At 56.9% G+C, this 26925-nt stretch carries 23 protein-coding genes; 12 read left to right on the forward strand and 11 right to left on the reverse strand.

The features are described from left to right. Nucleotide 1: 1 nt before the first annotated feature. On the reverse strand, nt 2-529 hold the full coding sequence (locus JF535_RS11975) for a hypothetical protein (RefSeq protein ID WP_207002384.1): 528 nt from the start codon (nt 527-529) through the stop codon (nt 2-4). Nucleotides 530-654: 125 nt separating this feature from the next. On the opposite strand from JF535_RS11975, the gene JF535_RS11980 reads away from it, so the two are divergent. Beyond that, nucleotides 655-975, forward strand: coding sequence for a helix-turn-helix domain-containing protein (locus tag JF535_RS11980; RefSeq protein ID WP_207002386.1), 321 nt, complete (start codon nt 655-657; stop codon nt 973-975). Between the two features lie 85 nt (nt 976-1060). Here JF535_RS11980 and JF535_RS11985 read toward each other — a convergent pair whose 3' ends face one another. Then, entirely contained in the window at nt 1061-2023 is a 963-nt protein-coding gene (locus JF535_RS11985) for a site-specific integrase (protein WP_207002388.1), read from the reverse strand. Nucleotides 2024-2244: 221 nt separating this feature from the next. Between JF535_RS11985 and JF535_RS11990 the strand changes: the two genes are divergently transcribed. From JF535_RS11990 to JF535_RS12040, 11 genes are all read left to right on the forward strand, one after another. Then, on the forward strand, nt 2245-3273 hold the full coding sequence (locus tag JF535_RS11990; RefSeq protein WP_207002390.1) for a DNA-binding protein: 1029 nt from the start codon (nt 2245-2247) through the stop codon (nt 3271-3273). A gap of 264 nt (nt 3274-3537) precedes the next feature. Further along, nucleotides 3538-3924 (forward strand): BlaI/MecI/CopY family transcriptional regulator, encoded by a 387-nt coding sequence (locus JF535_RS11995; RefSeq protein WP_207002392.1) that lies wholly within the window; start codon nt 3538-3540, stop codon nt 3922-3924. Then, entirely contained in the window at nt 3921-4886 is a 966-nt protein-coding gene (locus JF535_RS12000) for a M56 family metallopeptidase (RefSeq protein WP_207002394.1), read from the forward strand. Before JF535_RS11995 ends, JF535_RS12000 begins: the two co-directional genes overlap by 4 nt. Before the next feature lie 87 nt (nt 4887-4973). After that, complete coding sequence (locus tag JF535_RS12005; RefSeq protein ID WP_207002396.1) at nt 4974-6221, forward strand: TolC family protein; 1248 nt, start codon at nt 4974-4976, stop codon at nt 6219-6221. Next, nucleotides 6218-7456 carry an efflux RND transporter periplasmic adaptor subunit gene (locus tag JF535_RS12010; RefSeq protein WP_207002398.1) on the forward strand — a complete coding sequence of 413 codons (1239 nt, stop codon included), beginning with the start codon at nt 6218-6220 and terminating at the stop codon, nt 7454-7456. Before JF535_RS12005 ends, JF535_RS12010 begins: the two co-directional genes overlap by 4 nt. Before the next feature lie 9 nt (nt 7457-7465). Next, the gene (locus tag JF535_RS12015) at nt 7466-10621 is read left to right on the forward strand and encodes an efflux RND transporter permease subunit (protein WP_207002400.1); all 3156 of its coding nucleotides are present in this window, start codon (nt 7466-7468) and stop codon (nt 10619-10621) included. Nucleotides 10622-10659: 38 nt separating this feature from the next. Beyond that, complete coding sequence (locus JF535_RS12020) at nt 10660-11370, forward strand: HupE/UreJ family protein (RefSeq protein ID WP_207002402.1); 711 nt, start codon at nt 10660-10662, stop codon at nt 11368-11370. A gap of 46 nt (nt 11371-11416) precedes the next feature. After that, complete coding sequence (locus JF535_RS12025; protein ID WP_207002404.1) at nt 11417-11965, forward strand: hypothetical protein; 549 nt, start codon at nt 11417-11419, stop codon at nt 11963-11965. A gap of 46 nt (nt 11966-12011) precedes the next feature. Continuing rightward, the gene (locus JF535_RS12030) at nt 12012-12344 is read left to right on the forward strand and encodes a DUF6488 family protein (protein WP_207002406.1); all 333 of its coding nucleotides are present in this window, start codon (nt 12012-12014) and stop codon (nt 12342-12344) included. A 696-nt stretch (nt 12345-13040) separates the two neighbouring features. After that, nucleotides 13041-15275, forward strand: a complete 2235-nt coding sequence (locus JF535_RS12035; RefSeq protein ID WP_207002408.1) for a heavy metal translocating P-type ATPase — start codon at nt 13041-13043, stop codon at nt 15273-15275. Further along, a complete protein-coding gene (locus JF535_RS12040) occupies nt 15272-15631 on the forward strand; it encodes a cupredoxin domain-containing protein (RefSeq protein WP_207002410.1) in 360 nt (119 codons plus the stop codon). Before JF535_RS12035 ends, JF535_RS12040 begins: the two co-directional genes overlap by 4 nt. Nucleotides 15632-15930: 299 nt before the next feature. On the opposite strand, the gene JF535_RS12045 is transcribed toward JF535_RS12040, so the two are convergent. The 9 genes from JF535_RS12045 to JF535_RS12085 all read right to left on the reverse strand — a co-directional run bounded on the left by JF535_RS12045 (nt 15931) and on the right by JF535_RS12085 (nt 26434). After that, nucleotides 15931-16464: a c-type cytochrome gene (locus JF535_RS12045; protein WP_242523810.1), complete on the reverse strand. Its 534-nt coding sequence runs from the start codon at nt 16462-16464 to the stop codon at nt 15931-15933. Nucleotides 16465-16506: 42 nt separating this feature from the next. Continuing rightward, nucleotides 16507-16800 carry a hypothetical protein gene (locus JF535_RS12050; RefSeq protein WP_207002412.1) on the reverse strand — a complete coding sequence of 98 codons (294 nt, stop codon included), beginning with the start codon at nt 16798-16800 and terminating at the stop codon, nt 16507-16509. A gap of 120 nt (nt 16801-16920) precedes the next feature. Then, entirely contained in the window at nt 16921-17760 is an 840-nt protein-coding gene (locus JF535_RS12055) for a copper resistance protein B (RefSeq protein ID WP_242523811.1), read from the reverse strand. Between the two features lie 11 nt (nt 17761-17771). Then, nucleotides 17772-19733, reverse strand: a complete 1962-nt coding sequence (locus tag JF535_RS12060; protein ID WP_207002414.1) for a copper resistance system multicopper oxidase — start codon at nt 19731-19733, stop codon at nt 17772-17774. A gap of 7 nt (nt 19734-19740) precedes the next feature. Continuing rightward, entirely contained in the window at nt 19741-20280 is a 540-nt protein-coding gene (locus JF535_RS12065) for a DUF411 domain-containing protein (RefSeq protein ID WP_207002415.1), read from the reverse strand. A gap of 190 nt (nt 20281-20470) precedes the next feature. Then, a complete protein-coding gene (locus JF535_RS12070; RefSeq protein ID WP_207002417.1) occupies nt 20471-20881 on the reverse strand; it encodes a hypothetical protein in 411 nt (136 codons plus the stop codon). Nucleotides 20882-21023: 142 nt separating this feature from the next. Further along, a complete protein-coding gene (gene nqrF, locus JF535_RS12075) occupies nt 21024-22886 on the reverse strand; it encodes an NADH:ubiquinone reductase (Na(+)-transporting) subunit F (RefSeq protein ID WP_207002419.1) in 1863 nt (620 codons plus the stop codon). Further along, nucleotides 22883-23614 carry a hypothetical protein gene (locus JF535_RS12080; protein ID WP_207002421.1) on the reverse strand — a complete coding sequence of 244 codons (732 nt, stop codon included), beginning with the start codon at nt 23612-23614 and terminating at the stop codon, nt 22883-22885. The genes nqrF and JF535_RS12080 overlap by 4 nt, the downstream gene beginning before the upstream one ends. Before the next feature lie 96 nt (nt 23615-23710). Further along, the gene (locus tag JF535_RS12085) at nt 23711-26434 is read right to left on the reverse strand and encodes a TonB-dependent receptor domain-containing protein (RefSeq protein ID WP_207002424.1); all 2724 of its coding nucleotides are present in this window, start codon (nt 26432-26434) and stop codon (nt 23711-23713) included. Between the last annotated feature and the right edge of the window lie 491 nt (nt 26435-26925).

Raw genomic sequence — 26925 nt, forward strand, 5'->3', positions numbered from 1 at the left:
ATTAAGATCGCTTTACTTCAGCGAGTACGGCCTCGATAGCCTTGACTCGTCCCTGCGTTCTAGAAAATTGATCACGCGCACGATCGTAGAGCACTTGGATTTGGCTCCTTTTCTCCGGCGCTGTTTTACTTAGCTCTTCATACTCTTCGACTTCCCCGATCGCCTCCAAAAGCTCGATTTTGTATTCATGTAACTTTCCCTCAAGTATCGCGAGAAAGCTTTCATTTGGGGCGTTGGGCTCTTGTGTCGATAAAGGAGCAACGCGCGCCACAGAGAAGATTCGATAGAAATCTTCAGTAAGTTGATACTGCTTAGCTCTGCCGGATGTTGAGGAGGTGCCCACAATTAACTGATCGCCTTCCAGGGCTTTGACCGCCCGGGCAACAATCTGGCTTGCCGCGCGCTTGGTGGGGCTGGTGCAGCGAGGAGACGCAAAGTAGGCCTGAGTAAGCGCAGGACAAGTGAAACTGTCAAACTTTCCCGAAACCAGCAAGTCGAGTAGTTCCGGCTTAATTTTCGATGGAGTCATGGGGGAGCGCAATCGAGTAGAACATAAATATACAGCTTGGAGGTGGCGCTTAGGATTCCTAAGTATACCGGATGCCCATATACTTAGACAATCTAAGTCCCTGAGAACTCGAAGATGCTTATATTTTGCCCAACTCTTCTCCCATCCCGTTGCGTCTGCTCCAAGCGCGCACCGCGAAAGGCATCAGCCAGAAGGAGCTGGGCATCCGCTTGGGTATTGAGCCTGGCTCGGCCAGTAGTCGCATGACGCATTATGAAAAGGGGCGTCATAGCCCTGATTACCAAATGCTCAAAAGAATCGGCAAAGAGCTGGGTGTGCCCGTAGCGTACTTTTTCTGTGAGTCGGATGTCTTGGCGGAGCTGATTTGTAAAATCGATAAGCTTTCTAAAAAGCGGCAACTAGAGCTTCTTAGGCAGTTAAATGCATCACCAAGCCACGTAGAGTGATCTCTTCGGCCCGGCGAGGGAAGGGGATCCAGCTAGCCTTAATTGTTCAAAATGTAGCTATTTGATCGGAACCGGGTTGCTTCATTTATTCTGGCAGATTGTGAATAGGCTTTCTCGTCGAGATGTTTTGTTCGATGCGCTGTTGTGAGAACGGATCCGCAGCATCGACATACCGCATTGCCGATTGAACATCCTTCCACCCCACATATTCCATCAACGTTTTCGTATCCCAGCCATTAGCATTTGCCCAATTTGCAAATCCACGGCGCAACGAGTGGCTGCTGACATTCTTGTGGTGCAATCCCGCTTGCTCAATCATGTGTCGAAGTAGGGGGGATATGCTGTTTGAGGCAAGTTCAGTTTCAGAAAGGTGTCCCCAGCGGTTAATGGCTCGAAATACGGGCCCCTCGGCGATATCTGCATTCTTTATCCATTCTTCGTAAGCCGACACCGGGCATAGGTGGCTCAACGCCGGCACCTTGAGTTCACGACCGAGGCTTTGTCTGTCACCTTTGCTTCTCGGGAGATAGATCGTCATTCCTTCTCCTGGTCTAACTGTCACCAACTCCACCCGTAGCCGACAAATCTCATCGCTGCGGAATCCACGCCAGAACCCCAGCAGAAGCAGGGCGCGGTTGCGAGCGTGCACGATGGAGGCCTTTCTGTCACCTTTTTCCACTGCAATGGATAGCGCCAACTCTAGCTGGCCGGCAATAGTAGTCAGCTCCTCTAACTGTATCGGGCGTGCACGCTTTTCTCTGGTCGGGTGTAGCTCCCTAATACCCTTGAGTACTTTTTTTACTATCGGTGCCTTGGTTGGATCTGGAAAGCCTTGATCTCGATGCCATTGGGCCAGGCCTGAAAGGCGTAACTTCAGCGTATTGATGGCCAGTGTTTCAGCGTGATCTGCCAGATACCGAGCGACACTATCTGCTGTTGCTGGCAGGAATCCGCCCCAGCTGACTTCAAAGTGTTGAACTGCTGCCTGGTAGCTGCGTCGCGTGTTTTCACGGGTAGCCGCGTGAATATATTGGTCGATGTTGCTCATGCGATTCTTGTCCGCGCCCTGGGTTGAGTTGCCAGGTGGATGTTGGAGTGAAAGAGGGTTTCGTACCGGCTGAGGTTAGTTTATGACAAATATGGCAGCTAACAATGGATAATTCATTATTATCTCTTGTCATTATTTGTACACCATTGCCAAACTGATAGAGTGGTTTTAGTATGTATATACATAGTACATACCATGGTACGAAAAAATAGGAGACTCAGATGGCACGCACGGGAATCAACAAAGTCCTCGTTCAGCAGGCTCGTGATGCCGTGCTAGCTCGGGGCGAGAACCCCTCGTTGGATGCGATACGTATAGAGCTCGGCAATACCGGCTCCAAGACCACCATCCACCGCTACCTCAAGGAAATTGAAGAGGCCGAAGGTGCCCGGCTGGACGACGAGCAGCTTCTCAGCAAGACGCTTCAGGAAATGGTGGCTCGCCTAGCCTCTCGATTGCGTGAGGAAGCCAAGGAGTTGGTGTCCGAGGCGGAAACACGAAACCAAGACCGGGAGACACTCTGGAAGCGAGAGCGAGAAAGCTTGCAGGCCGCGCTGAAAACCAGCAATGAAATGACCGAAGCACTTGAGGAGCGACTGAGTGACACTCAGGGATCGCTGGACGAAAAAACGTCTGAACTACAATCTGAGCGTCTTAGGTCGGAACGACTTCAGCAACAGGTCGAGGATATTCAGGCGCGCCTTGCAGACAAGGACGTCCACCTGAAATCTCTGGAAGACAAGCATCAGCACGCGCGAGATGCTCTCGAACACTACCGCCAGGCCAGCAAAGAGCAACGAGACCAAGATATCCGCCGCCACGAACAGCAGGTACAGCAACTTCAGGCAGAGCAGCGTCAACTCAATCAAACAATCATCGTGAATCAAGGAGAACTGACGCAGCTCAACAAGGACAATGCTCGCTTGGCCTCTGAGCTGGCTGCAGCACGCAAGCAGGTGGGCAGCCAGGAAGATTCTCTACGACAGTCAGAGCAGCGGTCTACTTCTATGCAAGAACAGCTGAATCAAGTGAACGCCCAGCTTAAATTAAAAACGCACGAGGGGGATTTGCTTCAGAGACAGTTGGATCACACTCAGGCGGAGCTGAAAGAAAACATACAGAAACAAACGAGCCTGGAGATTGCGCTTGCCCAGACCCGGACCAGTTTGGGCCACTACAAATTGATCTCAAAGGCTGGACTCGACACCCCCGCGAATCCCCTGGCGCAAACCGCAGAAGGCTCCAAGTAAAAAGTGGCGGACGATTTTATTCGCGAAGACAAACAGTTAATGGTGGGAATCGCGAATTGGAGAGAATCTGGAAAGGAAGAGTTCAGAAAAAGCCTTTAGAAACAACAAGTTGATTTATTTTTGGCGAAAATTTCCAGAATCCCTGCCGACCCTCGGCTTTGATGACTCCCCATACTGGCTCTGGCTCAAAAAACCCATTGACGATCGGTTTTTTGCGGAATAGCATGTTGCCAAATTGGACATATTCTCAATTGGCGAGTAGACATGCGGCTGGGTGATCTCGAAAAGCAGGTTTTGCACTATCTCTGGGACGAAGGTTCTGCAGATGCCAAGCAGGTGCATGCCCACCTCAGTAAGGCTCGTGGCGGCTCGCTAAATACCATTCAAAGCACCCTAGACCGACTGTTCAAAAAAGGGCTCCTGGCCCGCGAGAAGCTGGGGCATGCTTTCCAGTACCGCCCCGCTGTAGAACGGTATGCTTTCGTCGGTCAGCTTATTCAAGACGTTACCCGAGAGTTCGTCGATGACGACGATGGTCTTGTCGCCGCATTCACATCCATTTCTTCTGATCTTAGTGAGTCCCAGCTGGAGCAGCTTGAGCAGCTGATTGAGCAGCAAAAGGCCAGGCGCCAAAAAGGTGGTGACGCGTGATTCTTGGGCAAGCAGCCCTGTGGCTGAACCTGCTCACCATTGCGGCACTCTGCCTTTTTGTGGGAGTTCTCGCGGTCTCTGCCGTGTGCTTGGTGGTCAGCCGATTCCCATCATTTTCCATGCGCCTTTCTACCGGTGCACGGCGACCGTTGTTGTGGAGCGCCGTAGTGCTGCCCTGGTTGGCGGCGGGCTCTGCAGCGACACTGCTGGTATTCCCTGACGCTCTTGGTGAGCGGACTGCGAGCCTGGCTCACTGGCACCATATCTACGCGTTCAATATCTATAGCTGGCACGGCTTATCAGCACTCGGATTCCTGGCTTTGACCGGTGTCATGTTGGCTCGGAGCTGTGTCCGCGCGTATAGGCACCTGGCCCAACTCCAGTTGTTGCTTCAGGTTTGTGAACATGAAACGGACGATACATCCATTATTCATTCGCCGCGCGCTCAGGCATTCACTAGCGGGTTGTTACGGCCGCAGGTTTTTTTTACGAGCGGTTTGCGTGATGGCGTAAGCGATGACGAGTTCGCGGTGGTACGTATGCACGAAGAGGCGCATGTTCGGCGTCTCGACCCGCTTCAGAAGCTGCTATTTGCACTGCTCGCTGGATTCTTTCCTGGTAGCCAGCGGAATTATCTCAACCGGCAGATGATGCTGTGCATGGAGCAGTGTGCTGACGAGCAGGTGTGTCGCAGTGGCTGGAGTGAGACTTTTGTGGCTCAAACGCTGGTCAAAGTGACTCGCTTGTCGAATGGTATGCCGGCTGCCAAGGCGTCATCTGCTCTTTGTTGCCATTTCGCGGCGGATCAGTTGAACGCCCGAATCCATTACCTGTTAGCGGATGACAAGGGACGTTCTTTCTCGCCTCTGCTGGTGGGCATCCTGTTTATTTTTCTTTCTGGCTGTTGCCTGTTTTCGGTGGATGCGCTCCACCACGCCATAGAAACCCTGTTCTCTCACTAAGGAAGCAAAGTGCGCGATAACTTGCGGAGATCTATATATAAAAAACCGATTTTGAGTCGGTTTTTTCGGGTGACAGTAGGGGCTGCCTTGTCCCTGTCTCTTTGCCTGGACACCTCCATCAGCTGGGCTCAGGAAAGCCCGGTATACCGCGGCCTTACATTCGAGCAGGCGGTGATGCAGAGCTTGCAGAGCCATCTCGAACTGGCTGGTTACAGCTACCAACTGGAATCCGCGAATGCGCAGGCAGCGCAAGCCGCGGTCGGACCGCGGCCGGAGCTGCGCCTGCAGGTAGAAGACGTGGCCGGTACCGGAGATTTCAACGGGGTCGAGAGCGCGCAGACCACGTTGGGTATCACTTGGCTGTTCCAGAGTAATGTGATCGACAAGCGGGTGGAGGCGGCCCGCATTCAGACTTCGGTAATCGAGACGCAGCGGCAGGTACTGGAGCTGGACGTTGCAGCGAATACCGCGCGCTATTTTCTCCAGGCGATGGCACAGCAGGAGCGAATGGTGCTGGCCATGGATGCCGTAGAGCAGGCACAGGAGGCCCTGGTTGATATCAGGCGCCAGGTCAGCGTTGGTAAAGTGCCGCAGGCCGACGCTTCCAGGGCAGAAGCGGAACTCGAACGCCGGCGATTGGCGGTGGAGGATATTGGGCACGAACTGCAAGTCTCACGTCACCGGTTGGCCGCGCAATGGGGGGAAAGAACGCCCGGGTTTGGCGCGGTAGACGGCTCACTTTCTGCGCCGGTACCAGCCATCGATATTGCCCGGCTGCGCTCCGAAGTTTCCGGTAATCCGAACTTGGCGGTATTCCTTAGCCGAGAGCGGGTGGCAGAGGCGGAAATCGCCTTGGCCCGTGCCGAGGCGGGTATCCAGTGGAAAATTGATGCTGGTATCCGGCGCCTTGAATCTGTCGATGACTACAGCCTCGTCGCCGGCGTTTCCATCCCACTTGGTCGACGCGATCGCAACAAGAACAAAGTAGCCGCACTGATGGCAGAGCAGAACCGTTACCGCGCAGAAAGAGATGCGAAAGCGCTCGAAATGGAAACCCAAGTGTATGTGATGGCGCAAGAGCTACTTCACAGTCGGCACGTTGCAGAAGCGCTCGAGGTGAAGATCATTCCCAGCCTGCAACGTGCGCTCACGGATACCCGTAGTGCATACCGCCAGGGTAAGTACAGCTATTACGAACTGGCAGCGGCTCAGCAAGACCTGATAGAGGCGCGTCTTTCCTATCTGGAAACCCAGTACCGTGCCCACCTGAACCTGATTGAAATTGAGAAGCTCACCGGCCTGTCCCTGGCGGCGATAAGCGAGAACGTGAAATGAAACCTGTGATTTTTTCCAGCCTGATCCTGGCTTTCGTACTTTCCTTTGGGATGGGCTACAGCATAGAGGTACAGGCCGCCGGCGCTGCAGCAGAAGGTGGTGAGCCAGAACCAGAGAAAGGTCCGAACCGTGGCCGTATGTTGCGCGATGACGATTTCGCCCTGGAGCTGAGCATTTTTGAAACCGGTGTACCGCCCGAGTTTCGCGTTTGGGTTACCGATGATGGTAAGGCGGTAGATCCAAATAAAGTGGACCTCAAGGTTGTGTTGACCCGTCTCGGCGGTGTGGAGGATCACATCCGTTTTGCCGCGCAAGGTGACTTTCTGCGTGGCGACACGGTGATTTACGAGCCGCACTCTTTCATGGTCACGATTACCGCGAACTACAACGGCAAAGATCATCGCTGGCAGTACGACAATTTCGAAGGCCGTACCCGGATTGAGCCGAGCATCGCAGAAGCGATGGATATTGGCACCGGTATCGCTGGCTCGGCAGTGCTGAAGGAAACCAGCAAGGCCTACGGACGACTGACAATGAACCCGGAGCGGGTGCGCCTGATCAGTGCTCGATTTGATGGCACTGTGGAGTCGGTGAAGGTGGGGCTTGGTGAGCGCGTTGGCAAAGGCCAACCCCTGATCGCAATTAACAGTAACGAAAACCTGAAGACCTACACCATCAACTCCCCGATTGAAGGTGTGGTGCTGCAGCGCCAGGCAAACCCTGGGGAGCAGACGGAAGGGCGCACCTTGTTGACGATTGCAGACAGTAACGCGCTGCTGGCGGAATTGGATGTATTCCCGGCACTGCGTACGCGCATCAAATACGGCGCACCGGTTGCGCTGAATGTGCGCGGCATTGATGGGCAGCTCGAAGGCGAAGTACGCCAGATCGACACCATCATTCGCCCCAATCAATCCAGTGTCGTACGTGTCGCGCTTAAAAACCCTCCGGCTACACTCGCCCCTGGTGCATTTGTCTCCGGTGATATCCAGGTCGCTGAATACGAGGTGCCACTGGCAGTGAAGCGATCCGGACTGCAGGCGTTCCGCGATTTTACCGTGGTCTACGCCAAAGTGGGTGACGAGTACGAAGTGCGCATGCTGGATCTTGGGCGCGAGGCCGGAGAATGGGTTGAGGTACTCGGAGGGTTGGAGCCCGGCACAGAGTATGTAACTGAGAACAGCTACATCATCAAAGCCGATATTGAAAAATCCGGCGCCTCCCACGATCACTAAGGATTCGACATGCTTGAGTACCTGATTCGGACTTCGATCCACAACCGCGTGCTGGTGCTGGCCGTCGTCGCTTTGCTATGTGGGTTGGGCATTTGGAACTTTACCCGGTTGCCGATCGACGCGGTACCCGATATTACCAATGTGCAAGTGGTCATCAATACCGAAGCACCGGGCTACACACCGCTTGAAGTCGAACAGCGGGTGACCTTCCCGGTGGAAAATGCGATGGCCGGGCTCCCGAGCCTGGCGTATACCCGCTCGGTGTCACGTTACGGTCTTTCCCAGGTCACCGTGATTTTTGAAGACGGAACCGACATCTATTTCGCACGCCAGCTGGTCAACGAGCGCTTGGCCAGTGCGCGTAGTGCACTTCCTTCGGGGCTTGAACCGGAACTAGGGCCTATTGCTACCGGCCTCGGTGAGATTTTCATGTTCACCGTGGATGCGGAACCTGGCGCGACTAATGAAGATGGTTCTGAAGTGACACCCACGGATCTTCGCACGGTGCACGACTGGATTATTCGTCCTCAGTTGTTACGTGTTCCCGGTGTGGTCGAGGTCAATCCGATTGGAGGCTTCAAGCGCGAAATTCTTGTCGCGATCGAGCCTGAAAGCCTGCTGGCGTTCGGCCTGACTCAGGAAGATCTGATCCGCGCGATTGAGGCGAACAACCAGAATCGCGGTGTCGGCTTTATTGAGCACAGTGGTGCTCAGTGGCTGCTGCGTGTTCCCGGCCAGGCCGAGACCGTAGAGACCCTGAAAGACTTTCTGGTGGCGGAAGTTGACGGTGTGCCGGTACGTCTAGGCGACGTTGCCGAGATCGGTGAGGGTCGTGAAATGCGCACCGGTGCCGCTACCCAGAACGGTCGTGAAGTGGTCATGAGTACCATCTTCATGCTGGTGGGGGAAAATAGTCGTACTGTCGCACACGCCGTGGGTAAAAAGCTTGATGAGGTGAAGGCGAGCCTGCCACCGGGTATTACTGCAACTGCTGTTTACGACCGCACTGGCCTGGTCGATAAAACCCTGCGCACTGTGCGGACCAACCTGCTTGAGGGCGCGTTGCTGGTCATCGTCATCCTATTCCTTTTGCTGGGCAATGTGCGCGCGGCTGTTCTTACGGCACTGGTGATCCCCATCGCCATGCTGATGACTGTTACGGGAATGGTACAGACGCGGGTCAGTGCCAATTTGATGAGCCTGGGTGCACTGGACTTCGGGTTGCTGGTGGATGGAGCCATCATCATTGTCGAGAACTGCCTGCGGCGCTTGAGCCAGTCCAGTCGGGAGAATGGTGCGCTGGATGTAAAAGAGCGCCTGGAGCTGGTTTATCAGGCCACCCGAGAGGTGATTCGTCCGGCCATGTTCGGGGTGTTCATCATTACCGCGGTGTATCTGCCGATCTTTGCGCTGTCCGGCGTGGAAGGAAAAATGTTTCACCCGATGGCGACCACGGTAGTTATTGCACTGCTGTCAGCGATGTTGTTGTCCGTGACGTTTGTTCCCGCTTGCATTGCGTTGTTGTTCCGCAAGCCAGTGGAAGAGAAGGAAAACCGGGCACTCAATAAGCTGAGCGACTGGTATCGCCCGGTGCTGGAGTTTGCGATTCGCGCCCGTTTTCTCGTGGTAGCGGTGGCTGCCGCACTGGTGCTGGTGTTTGGCTATGCCGCCACGCGTCTGGGCAGTGAGTTTGTGCCGAACCTGGACGAAGGCGATATCGCTATGCATGCATTGCGGATTCCCGGCACTTCCCTGGATCAGGCGGTTTCCCTGCAGGAATCCCTTGAATCGCGCATTCGGGAACTGCCCGAAGTCGAGCGGGTATTTGCCAAAATCGGTACTGCAGAAGTGGCCACCGATGCGGTACCGCCGAGTGTTGCGGACAACTTCATCATTCTCAAGCCGCGCGATCAGTGGCCCGACCCGGACAAGCCCAAAGAAGAGTTCGTCAATGAGCTGGCGGAGCTTGTAGAACCCGTGCCGGGCAACCGCTACGAATTCCTGCAGCCCATTCAGATGCGTTTTAACGAGTTACTCGCGGGGGTTCGTGCGGAGCTGGCGATCAAGGTCTTTGGCGATGACTTTGCACAGCTCGAAGAGCTGGGCAATGCGATTGAGGCAGCGATCGGGAACGTGGAAGGCATTGCCGATATCCAGCTGGAGCAGACCACCGGCTTGCCGCTGCTCACCATCGTGCCGGATCGTGCGGCATTGGCGCAGTACGGCCTGGATGTGAATGCTGTGCAGGACCAGCTGGCGACGGCGATGGGCGGTACCGTGGCCGGGCGCTTCTACGAGGGCGACCGCAGGACCGATATCGTGGTGCGCTTGCCGGAAGCCCTGCGCGGTGATGTCGACGGTCTGGCCAGGTTACCCATCCATCGTGCGAATAGCGATTATGTCCCGCTCGAAGAAGTAGCGTCGCTGGAGCTGGTTACCGGTATCAATCAGGTGTTCCGTGAGAACGGGAAGCGCCGCGTGGTGGTCACGGCCAATGTTCGGGGCAGGGATCTTGGTAGCTTTGTTGCGGATGTGCAGCGGGCGATTTCCGACAATGTTGAAATGCCTGCTGGTTACTGGATTGAATACGGCGGCACCTACCAGACACTGCAGTCAGCGGCACAGCGCCTGTCCGTTGTGGTACCGGTGACTCTGGCTTTGATTATGGGATTGCTGCTACTGGCTCTGGGCTCATTCAAAGATGCCGGAATCATCTTTACCGGTGTGCCCCTGGCTCTGACCGGCGGTGTGCTGTCGTTGATGTTGCGTGATATCCCGTTCTCTATTTCTGCCGCGGTAGGTTTTATCGCGCTATCGGGTGTCGCCATTCTTAACGGGCTGGTCATGGTTTCGTTTATCCGTGACCTTCGCCACCAAGGCTACAGCGTCGATAAAGCAATTGTCGAAGGTGCCCTGATCCGGTTACGGCCGGTTATCACGACTGCGCTTGTGGCGTCGCTGGGGTTCGTGCCCATGGCGCTCAACACGGGAATCGGCTCAGAGGTGCAGCGTCCGTTGGCGACAGTGGTGATCGGCGGCATCATTTCCTCAACGATATTGACACTGGTCGTGCTACCGGCGCTTTACCGGATACTGCATGGTAACGAGGCGGCACAGGAATCATCGGAGGCCGATAAAGCGGTCAGTCCAGCAGGGAACGCGTGATAGCAAATGCAACGAATAATTAACCGGAGGTATCAATAATGTTCAACAGGTCATTACTCGACCGCGGTAAGTGGGTGCTGGGATTACTGGCAGTCGGAATCAGCATGCTGGTTTCGATGCCACTATTCGCGCATGGCATCGACGACGCTACAAAAGTATTTTTGGAAGGCAATGAAGGTGTATCCATCATTCCGTTCCTCTACATCGGTGCCAAACACATGGTAACGGGGTATGACCACCTACTGTTTCTGGTGGGGGTTATCTTCTTCCTGTATCGCTCCAAAGATGTACTGATTTATGTCAGTTTCTTCACCCTGGGCCACAGCCTGACGCTGCTGTTTGGCGTATTGAATGACACCCATGTCAACGCCTATCTGATCGACGCGATCATAGGTCTGTCCATTGTCTATAAAGGTTTTGACAATCTGGGTGGTTTCAAGCGGATGTTGGGATACCAGCCGAATACCAAAGCCGCCGTGCTGATTTTCGGTCTGTTCCACGGCTTTGGTCTGGCGACCAAGCTGCAGGAGTTCGAGTTTTCTCAAGACGGCTTGGTGGCCAATATTCTCGCATTCAATGCGGGCGTTGAGCTTGGTCAGTTCCTGGCACTTGCCTTCATCCTCCTCGCGATCAATTACTGGCGCCGGTTTGACAGCTTCCTGCGCTTCTCCACGGCAACTAATGCGCTGTTGATGAGCGGCGGCATGATGCTGGTGGGCTTTCAGATGACCGGCTACTTCGTTGGCTGATCAACGAATCAAGAAGAATACAGACGAATATTAGAGAGGTAATACCATGCAACAGACTGATTTGCCGGTGCAATCGGCCAGAACTTTGATCAAGGCTACCCTGGGTGCCGCCATACTGGCCGCCATCACCTTGACTACCATTATCCTGCCAGCGGAATACAACATCGACCCCACTGGTATTGGCGGAGCCCTTGGTCTGACAGAGTTGAATACGGAAGCAGTAGCAACTGCAGTCCCGGAGCAGGTTGAGCGTGAGGGGCAGGAATTTGAATACCGTTCCGACAGCGTCATCATCGAAGTACCTGCAGGCAAAGGCCTGGAGTACAAACTCCACCTTGCCAAGCATGGTCACATGGAATACGAATGGACCGCAGAAAACGGCCAACTCTACCTCGATTTTCACGGTGAGCCTACTGGTGATACCACTGGCTACTTCGAAAGCTTCGCGATCGCCACGGCCACTGAGATGAGCGGCTCCCTGACCACCCCGTTTGACGGGTCTCATGGGTGGTACTGGAAAAATCAGAGCGACCAAGCTGTCACCATTACCCTAAAAACCAAAGGCTTTTACAGCGTAATAGGCCTGAAGCAATAACCCTTTTAACAACCGAGAAAATCTCAAAATTTCCCAGGAGAACGACATGAAAAAACTCTTTTGCATTGTTAGCATTTTGGCTTCCCTACTTTTTTCCATGCAGCTTTTCGCCCATGGCACACATAGTCACGACAAGACGACCGTGTCCATGATGGAAGCGGAAGGGTTGGCCAGTAAGGAAATTGATCGTCTGATCAAAGAAGGGAAGGTTGACAATGTCTTCGCTGGTAAACCCGTCAATGCATCAATGTCGCGGGTTAACAACCAGCGTCAATGGGTCGTGACTACGAAAGCTGACACCGCTGATGGTGAGCAGGAGTTACAGGTGTTCCTTAGCACAGAAGGTTACTTCCTTTCTTTCGGTGTTGTAGAACACTAAAAAAGCTAGTGTTGACTTGGAGGCGCTTCGTACAGCTAGTGCTGAGGCCCTTCAGGCATACAATCTACAATATGAACTTTCATCATGATTGCAGGATGCACAACGGTGTTTATGTTCGCGAAGGTTATCATTGCCGCATGTGTTATCGCTTTCACGTCTTGGCTCTCAGAGAAGCGACCTGAGCTCGCTGGGTTCATTGTCGCACTGCCGCTGGTTTCTATGTTGGCTCTCATTTTTTCATTTGTGGAGCACAGGGACTCTGGAACCTCGATCCAATTTGCAAGAAGTATTATCGTGGGTGTCCCTATTTCCTACCTGTTTTTTCTCCCTTTCTTCCTCGCAGAAAAGTTGAATTACGGATTTGCAATATCATATCTATTTGGTCTTCTTCTTTTGGTTGCTGGATTCTTCATTCATCAATTATTGATGAGAAGTTTTTTCACTTAGTCTGATGGGATCTGTATGTATCAATCAATGTTAGAAAGAGGTCGAAGATGCCAGGCCAAATTTCAATCATTCTATGGCGAAGTGTTACTTTATCGCGGATCTGCAGTAGATTGCTCCCTGTATATCCTCGGCTCGCATACTTTTGACGTATTGGGTGGGAGAATGTCGGGTAAGTAGTGTTTGAGCTTGCCTTTTCATTACCGCAAGCACCTAGAGTGCCATTCACTGATCACGAACTAGGATGGGAAAATGATTGAGAGCAAAAAGGTGTTTACCCTGCACGGCGCCTCATGTGCCAGCTGCGTGAACAAGATTGAAACGGCGTTGAACCAAGTGCCAGGTGTGATACAGGCGAGGGTCAACCTGGCCGAGAAAATTGCCTCAGTAAATGGCCGCGTTGATGCGGATGCCTGCGTGTTGGCGATCGAGCAAGCCGGCTACGGCGCTGAGCTGGCGACTGTCAGTGATCGTGAGCTGCGCGAGCAGCAACGCGAGGCGGACCAAAAACATTACCGAGACTTACTGTGGCGCGCTGGGTTGGCTCTGGCTTTAGGGCTGCCACTGATGGCATGGGGGCTGATCACTGGCGAGATGTCAGTGCATGCGCCGGCGCAACAGATTGCCTGGGGACTTGTGGGGCTTGCCACTCTTGCGGTGCTCATATATTGCGGCGGTCACTTCTTCACCGGTGCCTGGAAGGCTTTTCGCCACCACAATGCAAGCATGGACACGTTGATCGCACTGGGCACCGGCACAGCCTGGCTGTTTTCCATGCTGGTGGTAGTGGCGCCGCAGCTGCTGCCGGAGATGGCACGCCACGTGTATTTCGAAGCCAGTGCCATGATCATCGGACTGATCAACCTGGGTCAGGCACTGGAGGTGCGAGCCCGAGGCCGCACCAGCGCGGCAGTTGAAAAACTACTGCAACTTCAAGACGTCAGTGCGCGAGTGCTACATAACGGTGAAGAGGTGGATGTGCCGGTGGGTGAGGTACAGCTGGGCGACCGGTTGCGGGTGCGCCCTGGGGAGAAGATTCCGGTGGACGGCACAGTGCTTGAGGGCAGCAGCCTGGTGGACGAGTCCATGCTCACTGGTGAACCGGTACCGGTGAAGAAGGCACAGGGCGATTTCCTCTCCGCCGGCACCCTAAACAAGAATGGCAGCCTGCTGTTCACTGCGGAAAAAGTCGGCTCCGAGACCCGACTGGCACAGATCATTGAGATGGTGAAGAACGCGCAGAACTCACGCGTCCCGATAGCCCGGCTGGCGGACAGGATTTCCGCGGTCTTCGTGCCGGTAGTGATGGTGATCGCCGTGCTGGCGGCACTGGTCTGGTTTAACTGGGGGCCGGAGCCCAAGGTCGCGCATATGCTTGTGGTGGCCACCTCAGTGTTGATTATCGCTTGCCCTTGCGCACTGGGGTTGGCCACACCCATGTCGGTAATGGTCGGCGTTGGTAAGGGTGCAGAACACGGCGTGCTGGTACGTAACGGGAAGGCTCTGCAGCAGGCGAGTAAACTGACCACGCTGGTGGTAGACAAGACCGGCACACTGACCGAGGGCGCCCCCAAAGTTACCGACCTCGAAACCGAAGGCGACAAAGACGAGTTGCTGCGCCTCGTGGCTAGTCTGGAGCAGGCCTCGGAACACCCGCTAGCGGAGGCCATAGTGGATGCGGCGCAAGAGCGGGGTATACGCCTGAGCACGGTGCAGCACTTTGAGGCCATTATTGCACACGGCGTGCGCGGAGAGGTGGATGGTCACAAGCTGCTGCTCGGTAACCGCAAACTGATGCTGCGCGAAAATGTTGATGTCGACCATTGGCAGGCGGCCGTCGAAGCACTGGCTGGCAAGGGACGCACCGCCATGTATGCGGCGATCGACGGCAAAGCTGCCGGCCTGATCGCGGTGGCGGATCCGCTGCGCTCAGACGCAAGATCCGCCATTCAGCGCTTGAAAAACCTCGGCCTTGAAATCCAGATGCTCACCGGTGATAACGGAGCCACAGCAGAAGCGGTGGCGACGCAGTTGGGCATAGACTGCGTGCATGCGGAACTGCTGCCAGAGGACAAAGAGAACATTGTCGCCGATCTGCAGGCGAAGGGCGGGCACGTAGGTATGGCCGGTGATGGCATCAACGATGCTCCGGCGCTGGCGCGTGCGGAAGTCGGCTTTGCGATTGGTGCGGGCACCGACGTAGCCATCGAGACCGCCGACGTTACACTGATGCGTTCATCGCTGCACGGCGTGGCTGACGCGATCGAGCTTTCGCGAGCGACGTTACGCAACATTAAACAGAACCTGTTTGGTGCCTTTATCTATAACATCCTAGGTATTCCTATCGCCGCTGGACTTTTGTATCCGATCACTGGAAGCCTGCTGAGCCCGGTAATCGCTGGTGCGGCCATGGCGCTCTCGTCAGTGACCGTGGTCAGCAATGCCAACCGGCTGCGCCTATTCAAACCTTCGGAGATAAACGCATGAATTTGTTGATCAATCTGCTGGGTTTGGCACTGATCGTTGGCATCGTCTGGTGGTTCTGGTTGAGTAAAAGGGCGGCGCCGGCGGCCGTGGCTCCCGCCGCATCCGTGATTATGGTCAAGGATGGGGTCTATGAGCCGGAGCGAATTCAAGTACCCGCCCATGAGGAAACTACGTTGCACTTCCTTCGAGAGGATCCTAGTCCCTGTGCCGAATATGTGGTGTTCGCAGATCTGGATGTAAGCGCGCAGCTAGCGGTGGGCGAGGAGACCGAGGTAAAACTGCCGGCGATGGAAGCGGGGGAATACCCCTTTGCCTGTCAGATGCAGATGTATCGCGGGACTTTGGTGGTGGCATAGAGGGTATTCTGGTGTAGGCGAAGGTCTAGGTCATGGGCTGCTCCTACAGCTTTTGCAGGAGTGGTCCACGACCGCGAAAAAAACCTTCTTCTTATTTTCTGGACCAGTGCACATGCACGATCTTCCCGTCGTCACCCATGCGAGTGAGCCCCATGGTTTCCAGTCAGGAAAACAGTGCCGGATCTAAATCCGCGAGCGGCTCAGCGCTGTGTGCCATGGCGGGCGCACAGCGCTGAGCAGGATGCAGGATCCTGATGTGTGAATGGATTTGAACAGTTCTTGCAGTTCAATTTTTCCTGTCAGTGATGACCTGAATCTTCTTCATCGCGTGCAGTAATGATCTGGTATTGCTGTGGCGTCAAGTCAGGAAGCTTCTGCAAGAATGCCACCATAGCCCAGATGCGCCCGTCGTCGTGCGTGGGGCCCCAGGCGGGCATACCGGAGGCCTTGATGCCGTGCTTGATGATCCAGAATTGTCGGCGCACGCGTTGTTGCGGGTCGCCGCTTCCCGGCTTGGTGAGGTCAGGCGGTGCCGGGTAGAGACCGAGACTGAAATCACTCTCTGTCACACCCGGTTTCAGGTGGCAGCCCGCACACATGTCGTTGTAGTCGGCGCCGCCTGAAAGCAGCAGTTCCGGGTCCTTGAGTTCCGGTAGCTGCACGTTCCGTGATGCGCGTGCGATGGACTTCTCGCGCAGAGTCTCCAGCAGCCAGTGGGTGAATTTGGTGTGCGGTACGTCGGCGCCCATGGGGTAGCTGCCGGAGTAGACGAACGTTAGTAGTCCAGCGGCTACAATTAGAATTGTGAGTAGCAGTGTCTTTAGTGCTGTCAAAATATTCCTCCAATAGGAAAGGGGGCTGTCGCCCCCCAATTCTTATTTCTCTTCAAGCTTTTGCGGTTTCGGCGTGTCTTCGTGGTCATGGCCTTCACCGTGATGAGCATGCTCAGAGTGACTGTCTCGCTCCGCATGTTGCATCTGCTCTGCGCACTTTTTCATCATCGCCTGCATGACTGGATCATCGGCATCCATTGTCGAGTGATCCATCTCCTTCATCGCAGCACAGTTTGCCTTTTCTGTGTTTTCCTTATGCATGCTAGGGTCATGGGCCTGAGCGGTGCTCGCGGCGATGAGGGTGAAAGTGCAGAGCAGCTTGTTGAAGGTGTTCATGATTATCTCCAAGTTTTTTAAAAGATCCGCGGTCCATTCTCCGAGCTTGAGTTCTGCCTGGATTAGAGGAAAGTCCGCGGATCCTTTTAGTGCGATAAATTACAAGTCCCGATTACCTGACTAAAACCAGGCGTGCAGCCCGATTACCCAGGTCATTTCACTGGTGGCCTCGCCGTCGTCACGGGCGAAGTCCGCGGTGTTACCGAATTTCTTCTCATAATTGACACCAATATAAGGCGCGAACTGCGGAGTGAATTCGTAGCGTAAGCGTAGGCCGGCTTCAACGTCGGAAAGTCCGGACCCAGTATGGGTTTCAGGTGTGTTCTGGCCGAAGAAATTCACTTCAATTTCCGGACTTAAAATCCACTGCTGAGTGAATAGGAGCTCGTACTCGGCCTCCACACGTAGGGCGGTCTCCCCGTCCTCGCCGACAAACAGCGATGTGTCGACCTCGAAGAAGTAGGGCGCGAGCCCGTTCAGGGCAAGGACGCCCCAGTTGCGACTGTCGCTTTCCAGTTCGAAGTCGTGGCGCACGCCCATCTGGATATCCCAGTAGGGGGCAATGGCGCGGCTGTACAGTGCCTGCAATTCGGCTTTTTCCGTTTCGCCTTCCGCCCGTTCGACTTCCGTCTTGAACCATGCCTTGTGCTTGTCGCCGCCGAACCACACGCTGCCTTCCAGCGCGCTGCCATCGTCCTCGCGTGCCTCCAGCTGGTCGATGGTGACCTTGGTCAGTAGCACCTCGTGGTCCATCACGTGATCGGGTTCGTTGGGGGCGTGACGGAGGTTTGGTGCAGCGGCTGCGCTGGCCTCTTGCGGTGCCGGATAGCCGTGCCCCATGTGCTGATGGGCCGCGTGTTCATCGTCCTGCATCGAATGGGTGTGCTGTGTGTGCGATTCTTCCGCGGCGTGCGCCAGCGGCGCCGCCAGGGTTAATGCCAGTAGGGTTTTTCTGTTCATTTGCATTGTCCTCATACCACTCTTACTTCGCGGAACATGCCGGGCATGTGGTACAGCAGGTGGCAGTGGTAGGCCCAGCGGCCGTAGGCATCGGCAGTCACCAGATAACTGATCTGGGAGCCCGGCTGCACAATGATTGTATGCTTGCGCGGGATGTACTCGCTGTCGCCGGTTTCCAGTTCACTCCACATGCCGTGCAGGTGAATGGGGTGCGTCATCATGGTGTCGTTCACCAGGGTGATGCGGATACGCTCGCCGTATTTCAGCATCAGGGGTTCGGCATCGTTGAACTTGATCCCATCCATCGACCACATGTAGCGGTGCATATTGCCGGTCAGATGCAGTTGCAGCTCGCGGGTGGGCTCGCGCCTGTCGAGGGTGGGGGTAAGGTTGCGGATATCCGCATAGGTAAGTACCCGGCGACCGTAGCGGGTATCGTGATCGCGCAGGCCGATACCGGGATCATTCAGTCCGTTGCCGGGCATCTCTGAGCGCATATCCACGCCGTAGCGGTATTCGCTAGGCAGGTGCACGATGGGGCTGTTGCTACCGTGTCCGGCGCGGCCCAGGCCATCGGTAAACCAGACGCCCTGCATGCCGCCGAGCTCGGGGCGTCCACCGTGCAGGCTGTACTGCCCGGCGTTACCGGATTGCATGCCGGCGTGCTGGGAGTGATCCATGCCGCTCATGCTGCCCATATCGTGGCCACTGTGGTCCATGCCACCCATGCTACTCATGTCGTGGCCGCTGTGGTCCATGCCGTTCATACTGCCCATGTCGTGGCCGCTGTGGTCCATGCCACTCATGCCGCCCATATTGTGGCCGGAATGATCCATGCCCATATCGCGGTGGGTGAGGACCGGGGCGTAATCCATCGCCGGGACTTCGGCGCGCAGTTCCGGATGCGGTGTCAGGGTGCCGCGGGCAAAACCGCTGCGGTCGATGGTCTGGGCGAAGAGGGTATAGGCGCGGTCGTCCACCGGCTCAACTACGACGTCGTAAGTTTCCGCTACGCCGATGCGGAACTCATCCACGGTAACCGGCTCGATGTTCTGACCGTCGCTCGCCACCACCGTCATCTTCAGCCCCGGAATCCGGATATCGAAAATCGACATGGCGGAGCCGTTGATAAAGCGCAAGCGGACCTTCTCTCCCCGCTTGAATTGCGCCATCCAGTTGCCATCCGGGGTCTGGCCATTCATCAGGTAGGTATAGGTGTAACCGGTGACGTCGGAGATATCGCGGTCGGACATGCGCATCTCGTTCCACATCTTGCGGTCCTGCCATGTCTGGGCGACCCCTTTCTGGCGGATCTCATCCCACAGATCGCCGGCGGTGCGACGTCGGCGATTGTAGTAGTGCCCCTCTTTTTTGAGCTTGGCGTAAATGTCGTGGGGGGATTCGTCACTCCAGTCGGAGAGCATTACCACGTAATCGCGATCATAGGCGACTGGGTCGGGCTCTGCCGGGTCGATAACGATGGAGCCGTAATGTCCCTGTTGCTCCTGGAAGTCCGAGTGGCTGTGGTACCAGTAGGTGCCGCTCTGGTTCAGTTCAAACTGATAGGTAAAGGTTTCACCGGGGCGGATACCGTTGAAGCTGAGCCCGGGCACACCGTCCATACCCGTGGGAAGGATGATGCCGTGCCAGTGGATGGAAGTATCATGTGCTAGATGGTTGGTGACATTGAGGGTCACCGTTTCACCTTCTTTCCAGCGCAAGATCGGGGCGGGCACCGAGCCGTTAGTGGCGACTGCGGTGCGCTCGCGGCCGGTGAAATTCACCGGCAGATAATTCACGTGCAGATCAAACTGGTTGCCGCGCAGCGTTTGCGGTGTTGGGTTAGCACGGGGTGTGGCGCTGCTTGCACCCGCGGGTAGGCCCAATAGTGCCGCGCCCGCGGCGATCCCGGTGACAAAGCGCCGCCGTGACAGGGCCGGTAGTGCAATCTGGGGTTCTCGGATTTTGTTCATCGGTACCTCAGTGTTGTTGTTCAAAACGATCGATGCTCGCATATACAGTGGTGCTGCCATCTTTATTGAGCTGTAGCACCTTGTAGGGGGTGAAGCGGTCGCCCATTTCCATGCCGGGGCTGCCTAGTGGCATGGCGGGTACCGCCAGGCCACGGGCACCCGCGGGCGGGTTTTGCAGGAATTGGCGAATCAGTTTCGCCGGGATATGCCCTTCGAAAACATAGCCGTTCGGCGACACACTGGTGTGGCAGGATTGGAACTCCGCGGCAATCTGGTACTTGTCCTTGACGGCATTCAGGTCAGAAACGTTCTGTGCGTCGACTTCGAAGCTGTTGTCGGCGGCGTGTTCCACCCACAATTTACAGCAGCCGCAAGTGGCACTTTTATAGGTGGTCAGTGTAGAGACGATGGGGGCGACGGCCGCGACATCAGCGCTATCTTCGCTCATATCGTGGTCGTGGTCGTGGTCGTGATCGGCTTTGGCGCAGGCGGTCAATGCGAGCAGTGCGGAAATGGCCAGGCTGCGCAGAAAAATATTCTGTTTCATAAATCAATTCCAACCTTGTAGTGGTCACGTTTGCGTGACGGCACTGTTTTGGTAACGGTGCTGGGCCCGGTTTCGACAGTGGGAGTGCGGGCGACAGCGAAACGCGTGCGATGACAAAGCTCGGAGCGCGGTTATCGCAACAGTTTGGAATGAGGAAAAGTGCGCCAGTCGGCGCGCAGGGATCCCCGGGTCAGGCAGACCGGGGTGGTTTGATCAGGGATTCGGGCTCGGCAGACGAGGCGAGATCCCGGTAGGTTACTTGCAGGGAAGTGCGAGGCATGGGGATGCCGGCCGTTTCCACTGGCGGCAAAATGGTGGCGCAGTGGCTGGGGCAACAAGTACAGCTTGCGCTGCAGGGGTCACCCGTGGTGTTCACACCGGTATCGGATGACTGCGTACAGCGATCAGTACCGCTGGGCGACGGAGCGGCAGGCATATCTCCACAATGTGCGGATGTCTGCGCGCTATCCACCGCCTGGTGGTGACCTGCTTGGATGTCGATATCGGAATCAATATCCATGACCGTGGCTTTGGCCATCGCCGGCGCTGACATTTCCGCGCACGGCTGTGCGGCCGCCTGTCCGAAGACAGACAGCAACATAAGCGTTGCCATGATCCGTGCGATAAATCTTTGCATATCAGCTGGTTTTTGATGGAAGCCCGAAGGTTAGGGGTTTCTAGTCACTATGGCAAGTGGACAACGGCGCGTACCGAAAGGTTTCCGGTGCGCGCCGTTTTTCCTGTTAATTGCCGAAATCATCAAACGCGATCTGTTCTTCGCGCACGCCGAGTCGCTTCAGCATGGCGATGCTTGCGCGCAGCATGGCGGGCGGTCCGCACAGATAAAATTCGCAATTGCCGAGATCCGAATGCTGGCGCAGATAGCTGTCCGCGGCGATATCGCTGATAAAGCCGGTCGCACCCTGCCAGGTGTCTTGCGGACGCGGATCCGACAGGCCCAGTTGCCACTGGAAGTTGTCGTGCTGCTGCGCCAGTTCATCGAACAGTTCGGCGTAAAACACCTCGCGCAGATTGCGCGCGCCATACCAGAAACGCATTGGCCGCTGGGTGCCGTGATTGCGTAACTGGTCGACAATCATCGAGCGCAGCGGCGCCATACCCGCACCACCGCCAATCAGGATGATCTCGCGCTCGCTGTCCTGCACATGGAAGCTGCCGAATGGGCCGCTCAGCTGGACCTGGTCGCCCGGCTGCAGATTGAACATGTAGCTGGAGCCGGCACCTGCGGGCAGGGTTTCCTGTCCTGCGGGGGGGGGCTGTATCCGCACATTGAGCAGGATGGATTCACTCGCGCTGGTGCTTTCCTGTGGCGCATTCGCCATGGAATAGGAGCGACGCAGGGGTGCTGCGTGGTTGCTGCCGGCGGCACCCAGCCAGGGCTGCCAGTCATTGCTGTACTGCGTATCCAGTGGCGTGTCGACGAGGCGCAGCTGGTGCGGCGGAATCTCCACCTGTACAAAGCCGCCGGCGCGGAAGCCGAACGGGCGCTGCCCTTGCGGCGTCAACCGGATTTCCTTGATGAAGGGCGTCAGGAAGCGGGTCTCCTGTACCTCGGCGGTGAAGGCACCGGCCTGCAATACACTGTCATCCAGTGTCAGGCGGGTGGCGGCCACGGCACGCTGTTGGCAGGCGAGGCGCTGGCCGGCCGCCAGTTGCGCCGCGGACAGCAGGGCTTTCTCACTGCTGGTGATCGGCGCATCGGCATCGAGCTGTACCAGGCACAGGCCACAGCTGCCGCCACCGCCACAGTTGGACGGCAGCTGCACGCCACTGGCCGCGAGGCCGTCAAACAGGTTGACGCCGCTCGGCAAGGCCAGTTCCTGTACCGGGGTGGCGGCCTGATCGAGCAGGGTTACTGCCACTTTGCTGCCGCGCAGTTTCGCCAGCAGGTTGAAGTCGTGGCGGGAGAAGCTGGAGAACAACATCACACAGCCGGAAATTGACAGCAGCAGGGCGCCGATACCGAAGATCACAACGAACGGATTGTTGAAATCCTGGCGTTCGGTGTAATCCATGATGTGCAGCATCCAGAAAATATCGAACAGCCGCCAGGTGTCGTTGCGGCGCTCGAGTACGCGGCCGTCCGCCGCCGAGATATACAGGCTGGTATTGCCTTCGTCTGCGATATCGACACGCCATACGGGCCCATCGTGACGGCGGGACTCCATGTTCGGCTGCGACAGACGCTGCGGGGCACCGATCAGGTTGTCGTCACCGGCGTAGTCGTGCGCTGCAATGGTGGCCGCCATCGCCGCGTCAATCACTAGCGGGTTGCCGCTGCGGGCATCGCGCAATTCAATGCCTGCAGTGGTCTGTACCCGGTATACCGGACGGTCAAAGCCCGGCTGCAGGCGAATATCGACTACGGCACTACCGGCGTCGTGATACAGGCCGGCGATTTCTGCGTGGGCGCGCAGAGGCTCTCTCTGGGAAAGGGGCGCTGCCTCGTGGCGCTCGGCCAGATGGCGGCCGCTGACCACACTGGAGTCGAGCAGTGCGAAGGCGAGGCCGCTGGCCAGCCACAGTGCCAGCTGAACGCCAATGACCAGGCTCAGCCATTTGTGTGCGATCTTGATGAAATTCATTGTGCACCTCCCGCTGCGGCCGCGTTGTCGGACCTTTTTTCCCTGCGCGCAAAGCTGTAGAACAGCAGGATCAGGCCGGCCAGTACACCGGTCAGGCTCACGAGGGTGACGATCAGCAGCAGCGGGTTGTGGATATCGGCCCGCTCCTCGTAATCCATGATGTGCAGCATCCAGAAGAAATCAAACGCGCGCCAGTAGTTGTGGCGGCGAGTGACGAGGGCGCCGGTATTCGGGCTGATATAGAGACTGGTGCCGTAGCGGTCGTCAAAATTGACCCGCCACAGGGGTAGTGCGCGGGACTGCAGCTCGGTGGGCGGGTTGTCGGTAATCAGTTCGGCGGATGCCGCCGGTAGGCTGCCGGAATAGTAGTGCTCCGCCAGGGCGCGGGCGCGGTCGCCATCGATGGGCGAGACTTCGCTACCGCTGCGGGCGTCGACCAGGTGTGCGCCGTCTGCGGCCTGGATCACGTAGTAGGGGGATGCCTGCAGCGCTTTCAGCTGGATGGATTTCACCCCGCTATAGCGTTCGAGTAATGCCTGGGTGGGCGCCAGGGTGCCTTGCTCCATCGGCAGCGGCTCGCGCAGGTTTTTGACCAGGTGATCGCCGTGGATAAAGTCCAGGTCCATCACCACCATGTAAACGCCGCTCAGGGTCCACAAAAGGGCCTGGACGCCGACAAACAGAAACAGCCACTTGTGGATCTTTCTGGAAAGGGATGCCGTTTGCATTGGTTTTATTCTCGAGTGTTTTCTCAGGTACAGCTGGTGAGAAAATACACAGCTGGCGGGAGTGTACCCCCCGCCGCTGTGAACGTCTCAGGGGACTCAGTCGAACCGGTAGGTCATACGCAGGTAGCTGCGCATGCCGGCCAGGTCGTAGGTCATGGTGTCGGTGTTGCCATCGGTCCAGCTGGCTACCCGCGGTGCCTCCTGGTCGAACAGGTTGTCGATGCCCACACTCATCCGCAGCGCGTCGTTCATGTCGTAGTTGAACTGCACGTTGTGGTAGAAGATGTTGGGCATGCTGGAGCCGATACCACTGTCCGCATTGAAGTCATCCCCCTCACCGATCATGCGTACCGAGTAGGTGCTGCTCCACTGGTTGCCGCGGGTGGTCAGTGACGCGTTGGCGCGCCAGTGCGGGAAGCCCCCGTTGCCGCTGCCGATGAATCCGTCGAGCACGAAGGGCTCGTCGCCATCGAACGCGGTGGTTTCATATTCCTTTAGATAGGACGCCTTGAAGTCAGCAGTGTGCGACAGGCCAAACATGTCGAAGTCGTACAGGGCGCCGAAGTCGATACCCTGCATCATCTCGTTACCGGTGTTGAATTTCTGTGTGGACAGGTAATTCACGTCACCGTTGACCGGGTTGCGGGTGTGCTGGTTCGGTGCGCAGAAGGCGTGGCTCAGGCCCGCAGACTCGTAACACATGGCCAGTTTGGTGGAACCGGACACCTCCCGAATGGCGTCATCGATCTCGATATCGAAGTAGTCCACGGTGAGCGATAGGCCGTCCAGCGGTTGCAGTACCACACCCAGAGTGAAGGTCTCTGCACTCTCCGGGGTGAGGTCGGGGTTGCCGCCACGGTCAGTGAGGATGGTGGTACCGAGCTGGGAGTAGTTCAGCGGTACACCGGCTGCCCGACAGTTCTGGTGCAGGGTGCTGGACGGATCCAGGGAGGCATAGTCGGAACAGGGATCGGTGGTGGTGAGGTTGCCCTCGGACACGCCGCCGAACAGCTCCGGGATATTCGGCACACGGAAGGCGGTGGTCATGGTGCCGCGCACTTTCAGCATGTCGTTCACCTGCCAGTTCAGGCCGGCCTTGTAGGTGTCCTCACCCTCGAACAGGTCATAGTCGGAGTAGCGCACGGCCAGGTCCATATCCAGCGACTGCACCAGCGGCATGTCCGCCAGCAGCGGTACCAATATCTCGGCGTAGACCTCGCGGGATTCGGTAGAACCGCTGATCGGATCTTCTTGGTTCCCCAGCGCGTAGCCCGCTTGAACCAGGGAGTCCGGCTGGCGCCAGCCGCTGTCTTCACGCCACTCTACACCCGCGGCAAAACCCAGGGTGCCTGCGGGCAATTCCATCAGCGAACCGTTGATGTTGGCACTCACGCTCTTCTGCTCGTTGCCGCCGGTGCCTTCCTGACTGAATACGATGTAGTCCAGCACTTCTTGCGTGACATCACCGTAACCCAGGTAGTCGCCACAGGGGATGCCGTTCATGCCGCACAGGTTGGTATCCAGGGTTTCGCCCACGCGCTGCATGTTGATGTTGTTGGCGATGCCGTCGGTGGCAGTGTTGCGGCCCCAGTTCAGCGCCACGTCGTAGCCCCAGTTGTCGTTGATATCACCTTCGATACCGGTGACCACGCGCCAGGTATCCACTTCCTGGTAGAAATCGCGGGCGCCGTTCTCTAATAGGCGCCGGCGTTCCAGCACGAAATCGCTACCGGTGGGGTTGGTGGGGTGGTCCGCGCTGTAGGCGATGTCGGCCAGGCTGCCGGGAGAGGCCGGCTGGCCGGACTGGCGGTTGGTGTACATCAGCTCGGTGAACAGGGTGGCGGATTCCGAAATCTCGTAGTTGCCGAGGGTGGTAAAGCTGAAGCGCTTGATCGGCTGCACGGCATTGAAGTAGGGGTTGTAGTTGAAACCGTGCTTCAGCCCGTCGTAGCGCTCGTAGAAATCGCCGTCGCCATTCGGATCCTGGTTGAAGTTGATACGGGTGTTTTCGGTCAGCACGGTGCCGTCTGCCAGCACTGCGCCTGCGGGCAGGGTGGCGCGGCCGCCGATGGTGGAGGAGCTGCCGCTGCACTCGCTGTCGTCATTCAGGGGACAGGGGACGCGGGCGTCCAGTGGTGAGGCCTGGTTGTCCTGATAGCTCATGTTTACCATCAGGTTGCCGCGGTCGCCGGACACGCCCCAGGTAAGGTCGAGAACAGTTTCCTCGCCGTCACCCAGTGCGGTCTGGCCGTATTTGCCCTCGATTTCCAGACCGTCGAATTCTTTCTTGGTGATCAGGTTGACCACCCCAGCCACGGCGTCGGCACCGTAGGTGGCCGACGCGCCGTCTTTCAGCACCTCAATACTGGAAACCAGAGACATCGGGATCATCGACAGATCGACGCTGCTGTTGGCGCCGGTACCGCCATTTACCACGCGGCGGCCGTTGACCATCACTAGGGTGCGGTTGGTGCCGAGGCCGCGCAGGTTGATCTGGGCAGTGCCGTAACCGTTGGAGGTCCAGTAGGCGTTGGTCTGGTTGCCGCCGAAGCCCGCTGCGGACGGCAGCGATTGCAGCAGCACTTCCAGGGAGCTGGAGCCGGTGGCTTCAATTGAGGCTTCATCGAGTACGGTGACCGGGCCCACGCCTTCAATGTCGGCGCGCTTGATGCGGGTACCGGTGACATTCACTTCTTCAATTTGTTTTTGCGCGGTTTCACCCGCTTGCTGGGCAGAAGCCGTGGAGGTGAAACCCGCGGCCACCGTGGCGAGGGCGATAAAAAGCGGGGTTCTGGTCAGTCTGAAGCTTGTTGCGTTCATGTTGTTGTCCTTCTCTGGGAGACTTTTCGTTCTCGTCGCGTCCGCTGCTACGATGCGCTATTTGGCTCGAGGCGTCGCGGAGGCTGATGGAAATGGAGTCGACAGTCGGGAGTACGCGGTGGCGCAGAAATTTGGCGCTTGTGCGGATGACCCGGACATTTATGCCGGGCACACTGATCCCGTGTCAGAGAAGAATGGGTGGACGCAGGGTGGTTTCGGGCAGCGGGGCGCTGTGGGAAATTTTGTAAAGCGTGATACTGGTGATGAGGGGACGGGCGGGCTCTGTGTGTTCAGCGGCGGGAATGGCACTAGCGCAGTGGCCGGGGCAGCAGCTGCAGGCCTGCTCGCAGCTGCTTGCCGGCGAGGGCTCAGCGGCCTCTGTGTCACCGCCCTGGTGACAGTGATGCTGGTGAGCGCCCTCGGCGCATTGTTCTATCCGGGCCGATGTGGCGGTCTGGTGATGCTCTCCGCTTCCTGCATCCCGGGATCCG

It is taken from the genome of Microbulbifer salipaludis (assembly GCF_017303155.1).
Classification (GTDB): Bacteria; Pseudomonadota; Gammaproteobacteria; order Pseudomonadales; family Cellvibrionaceae; genus Microbulbifer; species Microbulbifer salipaludis.

What these genes read in the sequence shown, in the direction of transcription:
- JF535_RS11975 (WP_207002384.1), bottom strand. Translation starts at nt 529, where the DNA reads ATGACTCCATCGAAAATTAAGCCGGAACTACTCGACTTGCTGGTTTCG.
- JF535_RS11985 (WP_207002388.1), bottom strand. Translation starts at nt 2,023, where the DNA reads ATGAGCAACATCGACCAATATATTCACGCGGCTACCCGTGAAAACACG.
- JF535_RS11990 (WP_207002390.1), top strand. Translation starts at nt 2,245, where the DNA reads ATGGCACGCACGGGAATCAACAAAGTCCTCGTTCAGCAGGCTCGTGAT.
- JF535_RS11995 (WP_207002392.1), top strand. Translation starts at nt 3,538, where the DNA reads ATGCGGCTGGGTGATCTCGAAAAGCAGGTTTTGCACTATCTCTGGGAC.
- JF535_RS12010 (WP_207002398.1), top strand. Translation starts at nt 6,218, where the DNA reads ATGAAACCTGTGATTTTTTCCAGCCTGATCCTGGCTTTCGTACTTTCC.
- JF535_RS12015 (WP_207002400.1), top strand. Translation starts at nt 7,466, where the DNA reads ATGCTTGAGTACCTGATTCGGACTTCGATCCACAACCGCGTGCTGGTG.
- JF535_RS12020 (WP_207002402.1), top strand. Translation starts at nt 10,660, where the DNA reads ATGTTCAACAGGTCATTACTCGACCGCGGTAAGTGGGTGCTGGGATTA.
- JF535_RS12025 (WP_207002404.1), top strand. Translation starts at nt 11,417, where the DNA reads ATGCAACAGACTGATTTGCCGGTGCAATCGGCCAGAACTTTGATCAAG.
- JF535_RS12030 (WP_207002406.1), top strand. Translation starts at nt 12,012, where the DNA reads ATGAAAAAACTCTTTTGCATTGTTAGCATTTTGGCTTCCCTACTTTTT.
- JF535_RS12035 (WP_207002408.1), top strand. Translation starts at nt 13,041, where the DNA reads ATGATTGAGAGCAAAAAGGTGTTTACCCTGCACGGCGCCTCATGTGCC.
- JF535_RS12040 (WP_207002410.1), top strand. Translation starts at nt 15,272, where the DNA reads ATGAATTTGTTGATCAATCTGCTGGGTTTGGCACTGATCGTTGGCATC.
- JF535_RS12050 (WP_207002412.1), bottom strand. Translation starts at nt 16,800, where the DNA reads ATGAACACCTTCAACAAGCTGCTCTGCACTTTCACCCTCATCGCCGCG.
- JF535_RS12055 (WP_242523811.1), bottom strand. Translation starts at nt 17,760, where the DNA reads ATGAACAGAAAAACCCTACTGGCATTAACCCTGGCGGCGCCGCTGGCG.
- JF535_RS12060 (WP_207002414.1), bottom strand. Translation starts at nt 19,733, where the DNA reads ATGAACAAAATCCGAGAACCCCAGATTGCACTACCGGCCCTGTCACGG.
- JF535_RS12065 (WP_207002415.1), bottom strand. Translation starts at nt 20,280, where the DNA reads ATGAAACAGAATATTTTTCTGCGCAGCCTGGCCATTTCCGCACTGCTC.
- JF535_RS12070 (WP_207002417.1), bottom strand. Translation starts at nt 20,881, where the DNA reads ATGTTGCTGTCTGTCTTCGGACAGGCGGCCGCACAGCCGTGCGCGGAA.
- nqrF (WP_207002419.1), bottom strand. Translation starts at nt 22,886, where the DNA reads ATGAATTTCATCAAGATCGCACACAAATGGCTGAGCCTGGTCATTGGC.
- JF535_RS12080 (WP_207002421.1), bottom strand. Translation starts at nt 23,614, where the DNA reads ATGCAAACGGCATCCCTTTCCAGAAAGATCCACAAGTGGCTGTTTCTG.
- JF535_RS12085 (WP_207002424.1), bottom strand. Translation starts at nt 26,434, where the DNA reads ATGAACGCAACAAGCTTCAGACTGACCAGAACCCCGCTTTTTATCGCC.